The organism is Sphingobacterium sp. UBA1498 (genome assembly GCF_002325125.1).
Taxonomy (GTDB): Bacteria; Bacteroidota; Bacteroidia; order Sphingobacteriales; family Sphingobacteriaceae; genus Sphingobacterium.
On record NZ_DCRG01000032.1, the window covers coordinates 60,596 to 76,973 of the forward strand.

The 16,378-nt window shown below is 40.1% G+C and carries 14 protein-coding genes and 1 tRNA gene; 7 read left to right on the top strand and 8 right to left on the bottom strand.

Translation table 11 applies throughout. From position 1 onward, the window contains the following. Window positions 1–55: 55 nt before the first annotated feature. The 4 genes from B3139_RS17320 to B3139_RS17335 form a co-directional block, all read right to left on the bottom strand. On the bottom strand, window positions 56–1,495 hold the full coding sequence (locus B3139_RS17320) for a TolC family protein (protein ID WP_293884796.1): 1,440 nt from the start codon (window positions 1,493–1,495) through the stop codon (window positions 56–58). Next, the gene (locus B3139_RS17325) at window positions 1,488–4,649 is read right to left on the bottom strand and encodes an efflux RND transporter permease subunit (RefSeq protein WP_293884797.1); all 3,162 of its coding nucleotides are present in this window, start codon (window positions 4,647–4,649) and stop codon (window positions 1,488–1,490) included. Before B3139_RS17325 ends, B3139_RS17320 begins: the two co-directional genes overlap by 8 nt. 16 nt (window positions 4,650–4,665) lie before the next feature. Then, window positions 4,666–5,751 carry an efflux RND transporter periplasmic adaptor subunit gene (locus B3139_RS17330; RefSeq protein WP_293884798.1) on the bottom strand — a complete coding sequence of 362 codons (1,086 nt, stop codon included), beginning with the start codon at window positions 5,749–5,751 and terminating at the stop codon, window positions 4,666–4,668. Between the two features lie 103 nt (window positions 5,752–5,854). Then, on the bottom strand, window positions 5,855–6,277 hold the full coding sequence (locus B3139_RS17335) for a hypothetical protein (RefSeq protein WP_293884799.1): 423 nt from the start codon (window positions 6,275–6,277) through the stop codon (window positions 5,855–5,857). Window positions 6,278–6,638: 361 nt separating this feature from the next. Between B3139_RS17335 and B3139_RS17340 the strand changes: the two genes are divergently transcribed. Beyond that, a complete protein-coding gene (locus tag B3139_RS17340; protein ID WP_293884800.1) occupies window positions 6,639–7,373 on the top strand; it encodes a YoaK family protein in 735 nt (244 codons plus the stop codon). A 113-nt stretch (window positions 7,374–7,486) separates the two neighbouring features. After that, window positions 7,487–7,894 (top strand): hypothetical protein, encoded by a 408-nt coding sequence (locus B3139_RS17345; RefSeq protein WP_293884801.1) that lies wholly within the window; start codon window positions 7,487–7,489, stop codon window positions 7,892–7,894. 53 nt (window positions 7,895–7,947) lie between these two features. On the opposite strand, the gene B3139_RS17350 is transcribed toward B3139_RS17345, so the two are convergent. The 3 genes from B3139_RS17350 to B3139_RS17360 form a co-directional block, all read right to left on the bottom strand. Continuing rightward, entirely contained in the window at window positions 7,948–8,124 is a 177-nt protein-coding gene (locus B3139_RS17350; RefSeq protein ID WP_209577976.1) for a DUF6496 domain-containing protein, read from the bottom strand. A gap of 85 nt (window positions 8,125–8,209) precedes the next feature. Then, entirely contained in the window at window positions 8,210–10,021 is a 1,812-nt protein-coding gene (locus B3139_RS17355; RefSeq protein ID WP_293884802.1) for a glycoside hydrolase family 2 protein, read from the bottom strand. A 200-nt stretch (window positions 10,022–10,221) separates the two neighbouring features. After that, the gene (locus B3139_RS17360) at window positions 10,222–12,261 is read right to left on the bottom strand and encodes a M13 family metallopeptidase (RefSeq protein WP_293884803.1); all 2,040 of its coding nucleotides are present in this window, start codon (window positions 12,259–12,261) and stop codon (window positions 10,222–10,224) included. A gap of 229 nt (window positions 12,262–12,490) precedes the next feature. On the opposite strand from B3139_RS17360, the gene B3139_RS17365 reads away from it, so the two are divergent. From B3139_RS17365 to B3139_RS17375, 3 genes are all read left to right on the top strand, one after another. Beyond that, window positions 12,491–12,625: a hypothetical protein gene (locus B3139_RS17365; RefSeq protein WP_293884804.1), complete on the top strand. Its 135-nt coding sequence runs from the start codon at window positions 12,491–12,493 to the stop codon at window positions 12,623–12,625. A 45-nt stretch (window positions 12,626–12,670) separates the two neighbouring features. After that, complete coding sequence (locus B3139_RS17370) at window positions 12,671–13,639, top strand: ROK family protein (RefSeq protein ID WP_209577979.1); 969 nt, start codon at window positions 12,671–12,673, stop codon at window positions 13,637–13,639. 92 nt (window positions 13,640–13,731) lie between these two features. Continuing rightward, entirely contained in the window at window positions 13,732–14,115 is a 384-nt protein-coding gene (locus tag B3139_RS17375) for a hypothetical protein (RefSeq protein ID WP_293884805.1), read from the top strand. 62 nt (window positions 14,116–14,177) lie between these two features. On the opposite strand, the gene B3139_RS17380 is transcribed toward B3139_RS17375, so the two are convergent. Further along, window positions 14,178–14,259 (bottom strand) — tRNA-Leu (locus B3139_RS17380). A 406-nt stretch (window positions 14,260–14,665) separates the two neighbouring features. Here B3139_RS17380 and B3139_RS17385 point away from each other — a divergent pair. Next, the gene (locus tag B3139_RS17385; RefSeq protein ID WP_293884806.1) at window positions 14,666–15,232 is read left to right on the top strand and encodes an RNA polymerase sigma factor; all 567 of its coding nucleotides are present in this window, start codon (window positions 14,666–14,668) and stop codon (window positions 15,230–15,232) included. A 2-nt stretch (window positions 15,233–15,234) separates the two neighbouring features. Next, complete coding sequence (locus B3139_RS17390; RefSeq protein ID WP_209577982.1) at window positions 15,235–16,071, top strand: anti-sigma factor; 837 nt, start codon at window positions 15,235–15,237, stop codon at window positions 16,069–16,071. Window positions 16,072–16,378 lie beyond the last annotated feature (307 nt).

Consider the following 16,378-nt stretch of genomic DNA (forward strand, 5'->3'; position numbering starts at 1 on the left):
GGGACCTACCACACGGTAAGTCCCCAACATATAAAAACAAAAATTAAAAAGTGTACTATCGATAGTCCCATCCGCCACCTAGGGATCTGTATATCGCTACGCTTGCTTTGAGTTGGTTGACCTTTTTTTCCACGAGCTCGAATTTAGATTCCAGCGCATCACGTTGGGTTAGTAGAACCTCCATATAGTCTGCGCGCGCATATTTAAAGAGGTCGTTGGAGATACCAATAGACTCATTTAATGCGTTGACCTCCTTGGTCTTGATCTGTAGGCCACTCTCCAGATTTTTAATTTTGGAGAGCTGATTAGCAACTTCGATGTAGGCAGCCAGAATCGTCTGCTCATAATGGTAAACAGCCTGAACCTGCCGCGCATTTGCGCTGTAATAAGCGGCTTTAATTGCCCTTTTGTTGATTAAAGGGGCCGTGAGTTCACCAACGAGGGAAGAAAGAAAAGATTCTGGTTTAATGAGATAAGTCGGATCAAAGGCTTGAAATCCAACTCCAGCAGCGATGTCCAAAGAAGGATAGAACCGCGCTTTGGCAGATTTAATATCCAGTTTGGATGCAGCAAGTTCAAACTCCGCCTGCTTGATATCTGGCCTGTTCTCCAATAGGTCAGCGGGAACACCTGCATAAACAGTTTGCGGAACGAGTTGGTCGAATGCGCCTTGATCTCTTTGAACTGGCTGAGGAAACCTTCCGACGAGATAATTTATTCTATTCTCGGTCTCGGTGATCTTCTGTTTGATGTCATACTGCATACCTTGTGTCTTCAAGATCTGTGCTTCAAATCTTTTGACAGCAAGCTTATTGGATCGTGCATTTTTCTTCAAGTTATTGACGACAGCCAGGGCATCGTTTTGAATCTTAACATTCTCATTAATAACTAGGAGTTCATTGTCCAGTGCAAGAAGTTCATAGTAGGAATCTGCAATTTCAGCGATCAGATGAGTGACCATAAAATTTTTGCCTTCCACACTTGCAAAATACCGCTGTAACTGAGCTTTCGTTGCATTATGGAGTTTACCCCAGATATCTGTTTCCCATTGTGCCTGTACACCAACTCCAAAATCAAATAGTGGTTCAGGCATTTCGCGGCCGGGTTCGATTTCTGTATTCTTTTCCATCGCTCCAATATTTGTATACCGACTTACTTTGTCGACGCCTGCACCAACTTTTACACCAACAGAGGGCAGATATTCACCTTTTTTGGCACTTACTTCGTTTTGGGCAATTTGAATTTCCTGAAGCATAATATGTAGCTCTTGGTTGTTTGCCAATGCCTGGCTGATAAGTCCTTGTAGATTGGGGTCCTTAAAATAGTTTTTCCATTTAATTTTTCCAATATTCAAGGTGTCGCTGTCAGCATTCCCATATGTTTCAGGGACGTTTTTATTTTCGGTACGTTGTTTGATTTCGAGTGGTTTGCATGCCCCAAGACTAAGCCAGAAAAGCGCGAAACCTGTATAGTGATATAATTTATTCTTATTCATAATGTATCATGTCTTCGCTTAATGGTGAATCGTCTTCGGCTTGAATCATTTTTCTTCCGTCAGCCAATTTTGCAAAAATATAGTAGAGTCCAGGGATAACGATAACGCCAAAGATTGTTCCGACGAGCATACCCCCAAGTGCGGATGCACCTATGGTATGGTTACCTATGGCACCGGCACCGCTGGCAAAGACTAGTGGAACAAGTCCAGCGATAAAGGCAAAGGAGGTCATGAGAATAGGTCTAAAACGTGCTCGTGATCCCTCAATTGCTGCCTCTAATATACTGTCGCCGGCTTGTCGCCTTTTCACGGCAAATTCTACGATAAGCACCGCATTTTTACCCAACAAACCAATAATCATGATCAGCCCGACCTGTGCATAGATGTCATTTTCAAGTCCCATAGCTTTTAAGAGGAAGAAGGAACCAAATACACCGACAGGTAGTGACAAGAGAACCGCAAATGGAATGATGAAGCTTTCATACTGCGCGGCAAGTACAAGATAAACGAAAACTAAGACGACTAGAAAGACATAAATAGCTTCGTTTCCACGTTGCGCCTCATCGTAGGAGAGACCTTCCCAAGCCACTTTGTAGCCGTGCGGTAATGTCTGAACTGCGGTTTCGTTGATTGCCTGAATAGCATCGGCCGTTGTATATCCATTGGCCGGAAGTCCACGGATGGCGGCCGAATTGTACATATTGTAACGTGTGATCTCATTTGGCCCCTGTGTTTTTTTTAAGGTCATAAAGGCCGAATAGGGAACCATCTGATCATGATCGTTTTTGACGTAAAGGTTCATGATATCAGAAGGTAATCTTCTGAATTCTGGCCAAGATTGTACATATACCTTGAAAAATTGACCAAAACGGATAAACCCCTGTTCATATGTACTACCGATAAGGATATTGAGGTTATCCATGGCTTTACCTATAGAGACGCCCTTCTGCATAGCCGCATTATTGTCAAAAACCAATTCGTATTGTGGGTAGTTGGCAGCGAAAAAGGTAAAGACTCCAGTAAGTTCCTTACGTTTCTTGAGATTAGCGATAAATGCTTTATTCACTTTATCGAAATCTTGGTAATCCGTAGTCCGATTGAGGTCGAGCAGGCGCATGGAGAAACCTCCTGAAGAACCGAAACCCGGAACTGCCGGAGGTTCGAAGAACTCTACTGTGGCGCCTAAATTTTTTGATTTTTCTTCCAGTTCTTCCATGATCTCCTTAACAGAGTGTTCACGTTCACCCCAGGTTTTGAGGTTGATAAGACAGGTTCCGGCATTCGATCCTCGTCCTTCCGTCATGATCTCATATCCTGCTAGTGATGAAACGGATTCTACACCATCTACGCCTTGACAGATCTTTTGGAGTTCTCTGGAAAGCTTGTTGGTCTGTTCCAGTGTTGATCCTGGAGGCGTTTGGATAATGGCGTAAATCGTACCTTGATCTTCACTTGGTATGAAACCTCCCGGAAGCGTTTTGTTAATGACGAAAATACCGACACAGAAAGCGATTAAGATACCCCATGTAATCACTCTTCGGCTGGCAATTTTACGAAGTAAGGAGGCATACTTGCCCGTTATTTTATCAAAAGTACGGTTAAAAAGGTCGAGCGATTTAGTGAATACGTTTGATTTTTTTGGTTTACCATGGTTATTTTTCAGGAGCATCGCAGCCAGCACAGGAGTGAGTGTTAACGCTACAACTGCCGATATTACGATGGAACTTGCCATAGTAATTGAAAACTGCCGATAAAATGTTCCGACAGGACCCGTCATAAACGAAATAGGAATAAAAACCGCTACCATAACAGCTGTAATGGCGATAATAGCACCCGCGATTTCAGCCATAACCTCCTTTACGGCCTTATATGGGGAGATCGAACTTTCTTCCATTTTGGCATGTACTGCTTCGATGACTACAATGGCATTGTCTACGACAATCCCGATGGCGAGGACTAAAGCGAATAGGGTGACCAAGTTGATCGACATACCGAACCATTGAATGACGAAGAATGTACCTATGAGTGAAACGGGTACAGCGATGATCGGAATTAAAGTCGAACGCCAGTCGCCAAGGAAAATAAAAACCACGATGGCAACTAAAATAAAAGCATCCCGCAGTGTATGCATCACCTGTTCGATAGAAGCATCCAAGAATTGGGATACGTCATAGCTGATTTTATAGTCTATACCCGGCGGAAAGTTTCCTTTCATTTCAGCAAGTTTGGCTTTTACATCTTTGATTACGTCATTGGCATTGCTGCCATAATTTTGTTTCAATACAATCGATGCCGACGGATGCCCGTCCAAATTGGAATAGATATCAAAAAATTCACTTCCCAGTTCGACTTTAGCCACGTCTTTTAACTTGATGTTTTCTCCGTCGCCATTCGCACGAACAATAATATTTTCGTATTCTTCAGGTGTATTGTATTGCCCTTTGTAAGTCAGCACATATTCGAGTGATTGCGCGGCGATCCCTGAACTTTGTCCCAGTCGGCCGGGGCGGCCGATGATGCTTTGTTCTCCTATTGCTTTCATCACTTCATCAACCGACAAGCTATAGGCGCGCATGCGATCAGGATTTAACCAGACGCGCATAGCATATCTTCGGCTACCGAGAATTTGCGATTTGGCGATGCCGTGGATGCGATTGATTTCCGGAATAATATTTACCGTTGCATAATTGTATAGGAACTTTTCGTCCATACTTTTATTGGTACTGTAAAGATTCACGTACATCAGCATACTGGGCTGAATTGGATTAACGACCACCCCTTCCTTTTGGACAAGTTCGGGCAAAAGTGGCATTACCTGATCCACCCGGGTTTTTACCAATACGACGGCATCGTTGGGGTCTGTGCCGGGGTCAAATACGACGTTTACGGTCGCTTCACCCGCACTGGTTGCATCGGTGGCGATATAGCGCATTCCTTGCACCCCGTTGATGGCATTCTCAAGAGTAATCAGTGAGGATTTTACAAGTACATCCGCGCTTGCTCCGGGGTAGGCTATGGATACCGCAACAGTGGTCGGTGCGATTTTCGGAAATTGTTCGGTAGGAAGTTGCTTGATAGCCAGACCTCCAATAAATAGGATGACAACCGATATGACAATAGCAAATACCGGTCGATGTATTACTTTTTTAAACATGATGCTGCTTTTTTAATTACTCTGCATATAAATCTAAGTTTGACATGACTTTCTCCGGAGTCTGATATTTGGATTCAATAGTCTGGTTTTCTTGTACCATTCGAAGTCCATTCAGCAGAATCTTTTCGTCCTTGCCCAATCCGGAAGAGACAACATAGATATGCGGTAGTTCGGCAGCAACTTTTATTTCTCTAGCTTTTACTTTATTATCTTTTGTAATAACATATACATATTTTTTTTCAAGCTCCTCGAATGTCGCTTTTTGGGGGATCATAAGCGCATTGTTATAGGGCGATGTAATGACAATATTCCCCGTCTCGCCATAACGTAATAAGCCCTTTGGATTAGGAAAAGTCGCTCGGTAGGCAATATTTCCGGTTTCATTATTGAAGTCTGATTCGATGGTCTCGACAATCCCCTCATGACCGAATTCTTTTCCATTGGCCATGTTTAATCGTACATGCAGCGGGCTATTGTCTTTTTTTTCGTCCATTTGATTGAGGTATTCCACTTCGGGGACATTAAAATAAACCCACATCTTACTATTGTCGGACAATTCTGTGATCAACTCGCCCTCATCGACAAGACTTCCTTTACGGACATGAAGCTTACCCACGATTCCTGAGAATGGCGCTACGATGTCCGTAAATTTGAGATGCGTATTCATAGCGGCTAACTCAGCTTTGGCTTTTTCATATTTTGCTTTTGCCATTTCAGTTTCTTGCGGCGCTACAATATCTTTTTCAGATAGATTTTTGGTATTCTGATATTCGATTTCAGCATATTTTACCTCGGCTTTGGCGCGATTGACATCGGACTCATAAAGGTTGGGCATGATTTTAAAGAGGGGTTGTCCCTTTTGTACAAATTGACCCTCGTCGACAAATATCGATTGAATGTAACCTTTCTCCTGCGCGCGGAGTTCAATATGGTTAATGGAACGGATTTGAGCCACATATTCTTTATGAACGATGGTGTCTTTGACTAAAGGGGTGGTAACGTTGAAAACTGCAGCTTCTTTTTTCTCTTTTTTTTCTGACTGGCAGCTTGTCGATAGAATAATAAGGCACAGGCTTGTATACATGAAGGTTCTCATGAACATGATGATAGTTTTTAATTATTTTCGAAAAATTGAACAATAGTGTGACATGCTTTCAGGTGATTTTGAAAGCTATTTTTATGTTTTTTAAGAAAGTATTAAAAAATCACAGCCTGAATACACTGTAATGGATATATAGTGCGTTTTTGCGGAGAGTAAAAGGTGTTGTATTTGCAAGCGAAACCGCGGTGAGCGTATTGTGAAATTGAGGGAGGAAATCGTTTAATATATTGCCAAAACTGTCTCCTGTGAGTGCGAATAAATTTGGGCTATTGGAATCGTTTCCTGTGTCGTCGTTTTCATTTTCATTTTCTGAAAAGTAAGCTCTTAATTTTTCGTGCCGATGACGTTTAGTTTTGCGAATGACTTTGGTTCCAAAACCTCCGCTTTCTACCTGATGACTGTGTTGATTGGCAGCATGCAGATGGAAGGCAGGTGAATATTTTGGTGTGGAAATAGCATACCAGCCAAAACTGATAAGTATTGCGTAAAATACGCTGAACACATATTGATGGAATTTTCCTTGCATCGCCGGAAGCAAATGTAATTAAACTTTAAAAATGATACAAGTGATTTTGGTATGCAAATTTTAAAGTTTAAGCGAATTGTTACAAAGTGTTTAAATCGTATGCTAACTGGTTTAAAACGGCTTATTTTCGAAACAGCTCATTTGATGATTTATTAAAAATCTGATGTCCTTTTATATGATCTTAATCCTTTCGATTTGAATTAATGTATTCGTATTTTTGACTAGTTTTTATCACCTGTTGGCTAAGATAACAACATGGTGCGCCTTTGGCTAATGCTGATGACGGACAACGTTTTGTAAATCCCATTCAGAAGCAAGTGGGTAAAATGAAGGATAATGTAGGACATAAAGTTTAATTCAAATGTTTAGACACCAAGGAAGAGGAAGGAATTACATCCACAATTTGAAGTTAGCCTCTATTTTATCCTGTGTTGCAGGGTTGGTTAATATTACAGGAGTTCTTTCACTTAACACGTTGACCACAAATGTCACGGGGCACTTTGCTTTTTTTTCTGAGCAATTGATTTTGACGAATTATAAAATGGCCTTGATTTATCTATGGTATATCGGCTTCTTCTTATTAGGGGCTTCCGTTTCAGGTTTTATTGTTGAATTGGCCGCAAAAAAGAAATCCCATAATGCCTATATCATCCCAATTTGTATAGAATCCATTATTTTGATTTCTGCAGGACTTCTCCCAGTTTTCATCCAGATAGAACCATCGTTTATAACGGTCATTTCATTCGCTCTGCTTTTTGCAATGGGACTTCAAAATGCCTTGGTAACGAAAGTCTCCAAGTCCGTTGTCAGAACGACACATTTGACCGGATTGTTTACTGATTTGGGCATCGAAATTTCACAGCTGTTTTTTTATAAAGAAGCTGGTGAACGAGTGAAACTACACAGAAGTATTTTTCTTAAACTAATGATTATTGCAGGTTTTTTTATTGGAGGGATAGTCGGGGGTTTTATGTTTCAATTTTTTAAACTGCAAACATTATTACTACCAGCAGTAATGCTTTTGTTTGCTTTGTGGTACGATCATATACTGCTTCAGTTTTATCATCTCAAACGAAGTCTAAGGCACGATGAATAGCTTCGATTAATCGAAGTTTGCTGCAATCAGGTCATTATCTTTTGAGCCATTGGTGTTTTGGCAGTATCTTTGTGTCTCGTCGTTAAACAATATTGAGTTTTACTGTGAACGATATGAAAATAACACTAACGACCCTTCCATTTTTACTATTTAGTTTCCTCTTTTTGGTTGGATGCAACAATAACCAACCGATCAGAATGATTGATAAAGATGGAAATACGCATTTATTGACAAGGGAAGGTGATCGAAAAAGTGAATTAGGACTAGAGCGCATTATTGCACGTGGTAACGACACCGTAATCACAATTGATGGTACAGGTCGTAAAATGATCTGGACAGCTTCCGATGTAACTAATATAGACACAACAAAGATTCAATACTATCTCAAAAAGAGAAATGGAAACAGTGTCCATATTTATACGCCGGTCGATGTCAATCAAAATTTTATACATGCGGAGGATAGTCAAAATGTTTTGTCAGATCCTTATGATGATAAAGAAGAGAAAAAATCGCTACTATAGCTTTTTATGTAAGCAGCCTAATTTGATTAAAAAGAAATCCTAGCGTATACATGCTAGGATTTCTTTTTAGGGACTTTGGCGCCTTCCTTCCGGGCTTCGGATAAGCCAATAGCAACAGCCTGTTTTTTGGAGGTCACTTTTTTTCCGCTGCCGGATTTCAATTTTCCTTCCTTCATTTCATGCATCGTTTTTTCGACTTTTTCAGATGCTTTTTCTGAATATTTTGCCATAATCGTGTTTTTTTTAAATGATCATTGAACACTTACTGCAAAAAGAACAGCGGTCTAAGTCCGATGGTTTGAACATTTTTTAAGTCTATTCATTCAATTCATTTCCAGCGTTAATCACGGCTTTGTTTGCTACTTTAATTTTTTCGAGATCCATTTTTTGTATCTTACGGTCGTAAGTCAACAGTCCATTGACTTCGTGTTCGACATCGGTCGTTTGCGTATAAATTGCGACACTAAGACCTTTGTATCGGAGCAATTGCTCGACATTATCCATGAGGAATATATAGCGGTCGGTAAGTGCACCGATCGTGGGTTCGTAGGCATAAGCATTATTTTCGACAGGCCACATATGACCGCGGACAAATAGACCTACACCACCAAATTCACCAAGCGAGGCTGCTCTTTTCTCGTCGGGTTGTGAAGCACCTTGAGGACCAACATAGATATGCGTATCCACAAAATCACCATTTCCGGGGTCTCCATACGCTTTTTGATAGGACGGATTGTTATTAAATCCCGAGTTCCCGTTTACTAATCGAGAAGGGTCGTATTGTTTGGTCCACGCTGTAATATTGCGTACATCGAAGGCACCCCAATTCTCGTTAAACGGCACCCAAGCAATGATGGATGGCGAATTGTAGTGGTCGTCAATGATGGCTTTGTATTCATCACGGAAAGATTTTCGATAAATCGTTGTATCTTCTTCCGGATACCAGAGGCAGGGCATATCCTGCCACACGAGCAGCCCCATTTTATCTGCCCAGTAATAGAACCGCTGAGGCTCAGTTTTCATATGCTTACGTATGAGATTATACCCAGCTTTTTTTGTGAATTCGATATCATATTTGAGGGCCTCTTCGGTAGGAGCTGTTAAAATTCCGTCAGGCCAGTATCCTTGATCTAGCAAACCAAGCTGCATAACAAATTTGTTATTCAATAAAGGCCTTACAATTCCGTTTACCTGACCAAGTTTAATATCACGCATGCCAAAATAGCTCTTAACTTCATCGACAATTTCTCCATTCTTGCCGTGGATACTTAATTTTAAATCGTATAAAAAGGGCGAGTCAGGAGACCAAAGTTGAGGATTATCTATCGGAATACTAGACGGAATACCGGCTTGTAGTACCGTTTTTGAGATTTCTTTCCCGCCTACCGAAACGATGGCTGTAACTTTTGACTTTTGGGAAGTATTGACCTGTAGTTTTAGCTGACTTTCGGCTACTTTAGGCAACAATTTGATCCCCTGTATATGGCATTTATTTACTGGTTCAATCCATACCGTTTGCCATATTCCAGAGGAAAACGTATAGTCGCCGCGAGGTCCATTTTTGCCCGAAGGGTATTTACCGTCGTTCTTATCATGCGCGGCTACGACAATATTATTGGTGCCAGGCTTTAGAAACTCAGTGATATTGATCCAAAAGGAATCGTAACCACCTGAATGATTACCTGCCTTTTTTCCATTTACAAATACGGTCGCATCGTGATCCACTGCACCAAAGTGAAGAATAATATCTTTCTCTTTCCAATGTTTAGGTAGTTCGAAATTCCTGTGGTACCAGAGGTTGATTTCTTTTTTGCGCTGTATTCCAGATAAATAGGATTCTGGGCAATAGGGGACAAGAATACTTTCCCGACTCTTATCAAAAGAAATCGGCACCACAGGGTTCAGCGCATTTGGAGCATCCTTACCTCCGATATAATCCCATTTACCATTTAGACATAGCCAGTCGTTCCTTTCCATTTGAGGACGGGGATATTCGGAAAGTGGAATCTGTGTTTTCTGGGCTGTTTCGGTCCATGGGGTAGAAAGCTGGGGATATTGTGCCAAAGCATTCATCCAACTGAAAAACGATAGTACTAGCGTAAAAATTGAGGTTTGGGTTTTTATCATGGTATACTTAATTGGTAATTCTATAGTGAATATAAGTATACTAAAATGATTTAGTACATTATCAAAGAAATGTTACTAGTGGGGCTTTCGATATTGGGCTTGGTTGGTGCACAATTTGTTGGTGCACAAAAGTACTCGCTGTTGGATTAAACAAAACGACAGGAGCTGCCCTGTTTGAGACAGCTCCTGTATACAGCTTATTACCAGATTTTGATTCTTTCTTCTGGAGACTTGTAGAGTTTGTCGCCCTGTTTAATGTCAAATGCTTTGTAGAAAGCATCCACATTGATCAGAGGGGCAAAACTTCTGAAATATCCAGGGGAGTGTGGATCAGTCTTAACTTGGTTGATCATATATTTTTCGCTGGATAGGGTTCTCCATACAGTTGCCCAACTGAGGAAAAATCGCTGATCTTGCGTATATCCACTTATTTCGCCTGGATTTCCCTTATCTTTTAAATACATTTGAAGCGCATCATAGGCGATGTTGACCCCGCCTAAATCTGCGATATTTTCGCCGTTTGTAAACGTACCGTTAACGAAGGTACCTTTTACAGGTTCATATTTATCGTATTGAGCAGCCAGTGTTTTTGTAGCTTTTTCGAAATTCGCTTTATCTTCTGGTGTCCACCAGTCTACCAAGTTTCCGTCCGCATCAAATTGTGCTCCCGAATCGTCAAATCCATGGCTCATTTCATGGCCAATCACAGCTCCTATACCACCGAAATTGACCGCTGCATCAGCTTGTGCGTTGAAAAATGGAGGTTGCAGAATAGCTGCTGGAAACACAATCTCATTGTTTACCGGATTGTAGTAGGCGTTTACGGTTTGCGGAGTCATGCCCCATTCTGATTTATCAACTGCTTTTCCAATTTTAGCCAGATCCTTTTCATATCGCCAAGTGGTAATATGTTGAAGGTTCGTATACAGGTTACCCCCTTTGTTTTCAGATAGAATATTTAATTTAGAATAATCTTTCCATTTGTCCGGATAGGCGACTTTTACGGTAAATTTGTTTAGTTTGTCAAGCGCTTTGCCTTTTGTGACGGAAGACATCCAAGTCAAATCGTTGATATGGACAGCAAAGCTTTTCTTTAGGTAGTCGATCAATTCTACCATTTGGGCTTTAGCTTCTGCTGGAAAATATTTATCCACATAGAGTTTGCCGAAAGCCTCACCCAGTGTGGAATTGATCAGTTCAAATCCTCTTTTATTTAATGCGCGTTGTTCTTGTTGACCTCTTAAATATTTGCCATAAAAAGCAAAGCGCATATCGCCTAATTTTTCACTTAAATAAGAAGCACTGCCGTTGATCATATGGAATTTTAAGTAATCCTTGATGATAGGAAGGTTTTGAGCATTGACCAACTTGTCGAAGTTTTTGTAATAACCTAACTCTCCAATAATTACTTTTTCTGTGTTGACACCTACTTTTTTAAGGTACTCAGGTAAATTGACATTTTTAACCAATGCCGTTAGTTCATCCATAGTCTGCTTATTGTACTGCAGCGTATTATCTCGGCTCTGTTCATTGGTCAAGTAGGTTTTAGCAATACTTTTCTCGTAGTCAACGATGCCTTTTGCGGCAGCATCACCATTTTTATAGCCCAATTCTTTTAACATTGAAGCTACATATTTTTGGTATTCTGCAATAGCTTCTGTATTTTTCTCATTCTCTTTTTGATAATAATCTCTTCCTAATCCTAAAGTCGCATCGCCTAAATAGACCGCATTCATTTTGGAATCTTTCAAGTCAGCGTATACACCCCAACCATAAAAGTTGTTTTCACCTTCTTTTGTTACCGATATTAAATAATTCTGAAGATCTTTTAAGTTTTTGATGGCGTCGATTTTGCTTAAATTCCCCTGAATGGGTTTAATACCTTCGGCATTTCTTTTCTCTAAGTTCATATAGGAAGCATACAAATCCTGTATTTTTTGGCCCTCACTGCCTTCAGGAAATTTATCTTTTAATAGAGAGTTCAGAATTTTCATCGAATTGTTGTCCGTATCTTCTGCCAATTTATTGAAGCTTCCCCAAGTGGGTTTGTCGGAAGGGATTTTAGCAGTTTTCATCCAGGTCCCGCTCACATAATTGTAAAAGTCATCTTGTGGACGTACCGATTTGTCCATTAAGCTCAAATCAAGACCTTTGTCCGAACTTGTATCTCCTATTTGCGCTTCTGCATGCTGAGAGTAGATTCCAGCCAAGAAAATTAAGGCAAGTGTTAGTTTTTTCATTGTTTTTTAATGTTGTATGATTTCAATAATTCAATCTGGCGATACGCGCAAAGTACGAATAAAATAGGGTATATTATTTGCTTCGATTAATTGAATCTGTATCAATCCTATCACGAATAATGAGCTGCGATTTTTTAAGCTAATAAATCGACGACACAAATGACGGTAAATTCTAATTCAGCAGCAAGTAAATTTGATCATTATCGCTAATTTTACAAAATATTAGGCAATGAGAAGCCGTTTTTTAATGATAGGCTATATCGCAGCGATGTTTGGCGCATCGGCTGCTGAGCGGATTCGTCACACAACAAAAGGTCGGCAGATTAAAATTAATTGGCAAGAAGATTTTGTCGAGTGCTCATAAAATATTATATTTTAGTAATTTTAAAATTAAGAAACATAAATAAAAATGTCGTTAATAGATTTATCAAGACGCGTGGCGTTGGGAATAGATATTGGGGGGACCAATACGAAGTTTGGCGTGGTCAATCATCGCGGTGAAGTGCTTGAAAAAGGAAGCATAAAAACAGATGATTATGAGACAGTAGAAGAGTTTATTGATGCGCTGTATGAAAAAGCACTTCCTTTAATTGAAAATTTTGGTGGCAAAGACAGTTTCGATGGAATTGGGGTTGGAGCGCCAGACGCAAATTATTATACTGGAACAATAGATCATGCGCCCAATCTTCCGTGGAAGGGCGTCATTCATTTCAGTGATTTAATGACTACCAAGTTTAGTATTCCTTGTACCATCACCAATGATGCCAATGCCGCGGCTTATGGTGAAATGCTTTTTGGCGCAGCTCGAGGAATGAAAGATTTTATTATGATTACCTTGGGTACAGGTGTCGGGAGTGGTATTGTGGCTGGAGGGAAGCTTATTTATGGGCATGACGGATTTGCGGGGGAGTTAGGTCATACGATTGTGAAACCCGGGGGGAGAAAACATTGGAGCACAGGTTCTGAGGGAAGTTTAGAGGCCTATGCTTCCGCTACTGGAATAACCATCACGGCAAAGAAAATGCGGGCTGAATTTCCCGAATCGATGTTAAATCAATATCCTGAAGATGCTATAAATTCCAAAACTGTTCATGAATGTGCGTTGAAAGGTGACGCAATTGCCATCGAAGTATTCCGATATACAGGGCAGAAGCTTGGTGAGGCGTTGGCTAATTTTGTGATGTTTTCATCTCCTGAAGCAATTCTTTTATTTGGCGGTGTCATTAAAGCCGGAGATTTTATATTGAAGCCCGCTAAATTGCATATGGAAAGAAATCTTTTTCCTTTGTTTAGGAATAAAGTGAAACTTGTCTTTAGTGAATTGGAAGAAGCCGATGCAGCAATTCTCGGGGCAAGTGCATTGGTTTGGGAAAAATAGGCAGACCTTTCTTCGCAACATAGACTACAATTAGCTTTTAGTAGCTAAAGGCATAGTCTTTGCGGATAGATTCTTTTAAACTCAAAAAATATATGAAAAAGATCGTATTTCTTTCCCTGTTGCTATGCGCAGCTTTATTCTCGAAAGCGGACCAACTGCAGGCCCTTACACAGAAGCAGGCCGAAGCCGCTGTTGTTTACCTCAAGAAAGAGCCTGTTATTATTTTGTGGTGCAGCTGCTGCGATAACCAAATTCCCAAAAAGATCTCGGTGAATGAAGTTTTTTATAAGAAAGATTCCGACGGAAAATATTATTCTGTTATCGTAAAAGGCAGAGATGAAAGTGGGACGGAAGTAGAAGAATATGTTGATTTGGCTTATGTATTTGTAAAAAAAGGTAAAAAAGCCAAAAGTCTAGGGAAGGTCTTAAAATTTGAATGCGATCCTTGTACCAAACCATTCGAATGGTCTGTCTAATTGATGGAGCGAAGATGTAATTTTAAAAAAAATCCCGAGCTGATAAGTTCGGGATTTTTTTGTGCGGAAGAAGGGACTCGAACCCCCACGCCTTGCGGCGCCAGATCCTAAGTCTGGTGCGGCTACCAATTACGCCACTTCCGCATTAGGATTTCTTATGGGACAAATATAGAAACCAAAGTAATATCTTGCAAATATGGAAGATATATTCTCTGCTTTAAATACGGATCATCCTGTTTATGAACACAATATTTTTCACCATAACGCTATTTTTTTTTATCATCTAGTTTTTAAGCAACCTTTTCAGGCTATCTCTCCATTAAAATACGTGCTGATTGATGAGAATCTTATTGGATAAGGAACGTTTAAATTTGATAAGGAACGTTTAAAAAATTACAGTTATCATAAAGCCATTTACGTAACCATTTGTTGTTCTAAGGAGTATGCTACGTATTTTTACTCGTTTTACAGGAACTTTAACTTATTTTATTTTAGCTCTTTTTTTTTATAATTTTTAATGATCATCTTTAGGCTATTATAAACGTAAAATTTGAGTCCATTACACAATCTTTCTGAAGAGACATTGATTCTTTTATTGAAGAAAAAGAATCAACAGGCTTTTAGTTATCTTTATGATCACTATGCCGATGCGCTCTTTGGGGTGGTTTATCGTATCGTCATATCAACTGAGCATGCAGAAGAAGTAATACAAGACGTCTTCGTCAAAATTTGGCGGTATATCGATGTCTTTGATGAGTCAAAAGGCCGTCTTTATACCTGGATGATTAACATCGCCCGTAATACAGCACTCGATCATCGAAAATCAAAAGCAATTGTTAACGAGCAGAAAAACCAACCACTTTCAAATATCGTAAATAGGGAAGAAGAACAGGATCAAAGTCAGGGTGGGCTACATATAAAGTCAGATTTTATTGGTTTTAGCACTATTTTAGATAAATTAAAGCCAGAATGGCGTATCTTGATTGAAATGGCTTACTATGAAGGGTATACACAACAAGAGATTGCCGAACAACTTGATGTTCCGCTTGGTACGGTAAAAACCCGTACCAGAGCAGCATTTATACAGTTACAACAACTACTAAAAGAGTACCGTTAATTTTGGATATTAAAGCATACATATCATCGGGGATTATTGAATCGTACGTTTTGGGGCTCGCATCCGAAGAGGAAGTGAGTATCTTAAACTGTATTCGAAAAAATAATGTCGAAGTGGAACAGGCCATCGCAGAAGCAGAGATAGCACTCGAACAGCTGGCCGATAACCAAGCGATTGAAATGCCTATGCAGTTGAAACAAAATATTTGGAATAGGCTCGTTACGGAAAATCTCGTACCAAGCGAAGGTGAGGAAGTGATCGAAACACAATCGGATTCTTCGGCCGGCCCTCATGAAGTAGTTGTTATGAATGCCGACAAGAAAGCATTTGTCAAACGATCTTACACCTGGGCCATTGCAGCAAGCCTATTGTTGGCTGTTAGTATTGGTACAAATATATTCTTATATCAACGTAAACAAGAGTCCGTAAATAAATTGAATCAGACAGCGATCTTATTCGATGCTCAACAAGAAAAGCTTGCGATATTGCAGGATAAATGGACACTTGTTCAAAATCCTACGATCAAGACCATCCTACTTAAGGGAGTAGAGAATAAAATGGATTATCGGGCCTTGGTATTTTGGGATCAGTCCTCAAAGACAGTCTATCTGAGCATTGAACATTTGCCTCCGGCACCCAAAGGAAAGCAATATCAGTTGTGGGCAATGGTTGATGGTAAGCCCGTTAGTGCAGGAGTTTTCCCACTCGACGTAAAGGCAGACATTGCGAGTAAGATGCTGGACATTCCTCATGCCCAGGCTTTTGCTATTACACTGGAGGATGAAGGCGGAAAAGATGTGCCTACACTCAGTGCATTATGTGTAATGGGTACTATATAAAAAATAACCCTGGGCAATAACTTATTGACCACACCACTATTATTGCTGATAAGAATCTAAGCTTTTTTGATTGAATGCGCGGTTCGGTGGGCACAGTATTCGTAAATTTCAGCTGATAAATTTCGGTAAATTCATTGCAGAAGTTAGTTTTAGTTTATCTTTAAAAAAACTTTTTTGAAGTAGCGATGTTCATGTCTATATTTACAATGCTATTCTCTCTGTCGGTCTGCCTTTTTTTTATAGAGCAACATAAGCTAAATTAAAATCTATGTGGGCGGAAAAGGATGATTGAACCAAGCTATACCTG

What these genes read in the sequence shown, in the direction of transcription:
- B3139_RS17320 (WP_293884796.1), bottom strand. Translation starts at nt 1,495, where the DNA reads ATGAATAAGAATAAATTATATCACTATACAGGTTTCGCGCTTTTCTGG.
- B3139_RS17325 (WP_293884797.1), bottom strand. Translation starts at nt 4,649, where the DNA reads ATGTTTAAAAAAGTAATACATCGACCGGTATTTGCTATTGTCATATCG.
- B3139_RS17330 (WP_293884798.1), bottom strand. Translation starts at nt 5,751, where the DNA reads ATGTTCATGAGAACCTTCATGTATACAAGCCTGTGCCTTATTATTCTA.
- B3139_RS17335 (WP_293884799.1), bottom strand. Translation starts at nt 6,277, where the DNA reads ATGCAAGGAAAATTCCATCAATATGTGTTCAGCGTATTTTACGCAATA.
- B3139_RS17340 (WP_293884800.1), top strand. Translation starts at nt 6,639, where the DNA reads ATGTTTAGACACCAAGGAAGAGGAAGGAATTACATCCACAATTTGAAG.
- B3139_RS17345 (WP_293884801.1), top strand. Translation starts at nt 7,487, where the DNA reads ATGAAAATAACACTAACGACCCTTCCATTTTTACTATTTAGTTTCCTC.
- B3139_RS17350 (WP_209577976.1), bottom strand. Translation starts at nt 8,124, where the DNA reads ATGGCAAAATATTCAGAAAAAGCATCTGAAAAAGTCGAAAAAACGATG.
- B3139_RS17355 (WP_293884802.1), bottom strand. Translation starts at nt 10,021, where the DNA reads ATGATAAAAACCCAAACCTCAATTTTTACGCTAGTACTATCGTTTTTC.
- B3139_RS17360 (WP_293884803.1), bottom strand. Translation starts at nt 12,261, where the DNA reads ATGAAAAAACTAACACTTGCCTTAATTTTCTTGGCTGGAATCTACTCT.
- B3139_RS17365 (WP_293884804.1), top strand. Translation starts at nt 12,491, where the DNA reads ATGAGAAGCCGTTTTTTAATGATAGGCTATATCGCAGCGATGTTTGGC.
- B3139_RS17370 (WP_209577979.1), top strand. Translation starts at nt 12,671, where the DNA reads ATGTCGTTAATAGATTTATCAAGACGCGTGGCGTTGGGAATAGATATT.
- B3139_RS17375 (WP_293884805.1), top strand. Translation starts at nt 13,732, where the DNA reads ATGAAAAAGATCGTATTTCTTTCCCTGTTGCTATGCGCAGCTTTATTC.